Origin of the sequence: Actinomyces provencensis (assembly GCF_900155435.1) — a bacterium.
Classification (GTDB): Bacteria; Actinomycetota; Actinomycetes; order Actinomycetales; family Actinomycetaceae; genus Pauljensenia; species Pauljensenia provencensis.
Window position 1 is genome coordinate 1,690 of the sequence record NZ_LT700212.1, and the last position, 1,906, is coordinate 3,595.

Annotated in this window: 1 rRNA gene (cut by a window edge); it reads left to right on the plus strand. The window is 58.7% G+C overall.

The window, feature by feature from the left end:
- Positions 1–353 precede the first annotated feature (353 nt).
- Positions 354–1,906 (plus strand): 23S ribosomal RNA (locus BQ9890_RS00010) (it continues 1,305 nt past the right edge of the window).

The window sequence follows — 1,906 nt, forward strand, 5'->3', positions numbered from 1 at the left end:
TTTGGGGTCTGGCACGTGCCGCACTGTCTGGGGTCTTCGGGCCCTGGGGTGTGGGTGGGTGTGGGGCTGGGTGTTCGCGTATCGCTGCCCGCTTGGGGTGGTGGGGTGGATGCCGTTGAGGTTGGTTGGGCATCAGAGGGACAAGCACGCTGTCGGGTTCACGCTCAACACCTGGCTTCCCGTGTCCTGCGTGGTGGCCTCTTCCTTGTGGGGGGGTTGTTGTGTGGGGTGTGGGGGGTTTGTTGGTTGGGTGTGTGTGCCTGCCCGTGTCCTGGCCGTGTGTGGTTGGGGTGTGGGTGTGGTGGGTTGTTTGTGAACTGTATAGTGGTTGTGAGCATCTTTAAGTTCTGTGGTTTTGTTTAGTTGTTTTGGCGTTCGGTGGATGCCTTGGCACCAAGAGCTGATGAAGGACGTTGCGGCCTGCGATATGCCTCGGGGAGTTGGCGAGCGAGTGTTGATCCGAGGATTTCCGAATGGGGGAACCCGGCTGGGGTCATGCCCAGTCACTGTCACCTGAATTCATAGGGTGGTGGGGGGAACGCGGGGAAGTGAAACATCTCAGTACCCGTAGGAGAAGATATTCCGTGAGTAGTGGCGAGCGAAAGCGGAGGAGGCTAAACCGTGTGCGTGTGATAGTCGGCGGGCGTTGCGTGCGCGGTGTTGTGGGGCTCACCTGATCATCCTCTGCCGGGGGTGGGGAGCGTGTGTTGTGTGGTTGTCGAGTGGCCTGGGATGGTCGACCGGAGTGCGTGAGAGTCGCGTAGGCAGCTGCATGGTGTGTGTTTCTGGGTGGGTGCCCGAGTAGCGCGGGGCTCGTGGAATCTCGTGTGAATCTGCCAGGACCACCTGGTAAGCCTAAATACTACTTGGTGACCGATAGTGCATAGTACCGTGAGGGAATGGTGAAAAGTACCCCGGGAGGGGAGTGAAATAGTGCCTGAAACCGGACGCTGTCAAGCCGTCGGAGCCTTGAGGGGTGACGGCGTGCCTTTTGAAGAATGAGCCTGCGAGTCAGTGATGCGTGGCGTGCTTAACCCGTGTGGGGGATGCGTAGCGAAAGCGAGTCTGAAATATGGCGTTTGTCGCGTGTTCTGGACCCGAAGCGGGGTGATCTACCCATGGCCAGGTTGAAGCGATGGTAAGACGTCGTGGAGGACCGCACCCACCAGGGTTGAAAACCTGGGGGATGAGCTGTGGGTAGGGGTGAAAGGCCAATCAAACTCCGTGATAGCTGGTTCTCCCCGAAATGCATTTAGGTGCAGCGTTGTGTGTTGCCTGCCGGAGGTAGAGCTACTGGATGGTTGATGGGCCCGTTGGGTTACTGACGCCAGCCAAACTCCGAATGCCGGTAGGTTGAGCATGGCAGTGAGACTGCGGGGGATAAGCTTCGTAGTCGAGAGGGAAACAGCCCAGATCATCGGCTAAGGCCCCTAAGCGTACGCTAAGTGGGAAAGGATGTGGGATCGCGGTGACAACCAGGAGGTTGGCTTAGAAGCAGCCATCCTTGAAAGAGTGCGTAATAGCTCACTGGTCAAGTGGTTCCGCGCCGACAATGTAGCGGGGCTCAAGTGTACCGCCGAAGCCGTGGCACTCACACATTGACACTCTCAGCGCCTTGATGTGCTGGGTGGTGGTGTGGGTGGGTAGGGGAGCGTCCTGCGTGTGGTGAAGCCTGGGGGTGACCCTTGGTGGAGTGCGTGGGAGTGAGAATGCAGGCATGAGTAGCGATTCTGGGGTGGGAATCCCCAGCGCCGATTGACCAAGGGTTCCAGGGCCAGGTTTATCCGCCCTGGGTTAGTCGGGTCCTAAGGCGAGGCCGACAGGCGTAGTCGATGGATGACCAGTTGATATTCTGGTACCGCCTACCAACCGTCCAATGCTGAAGTCACTGTGCTAACCGGTAGCT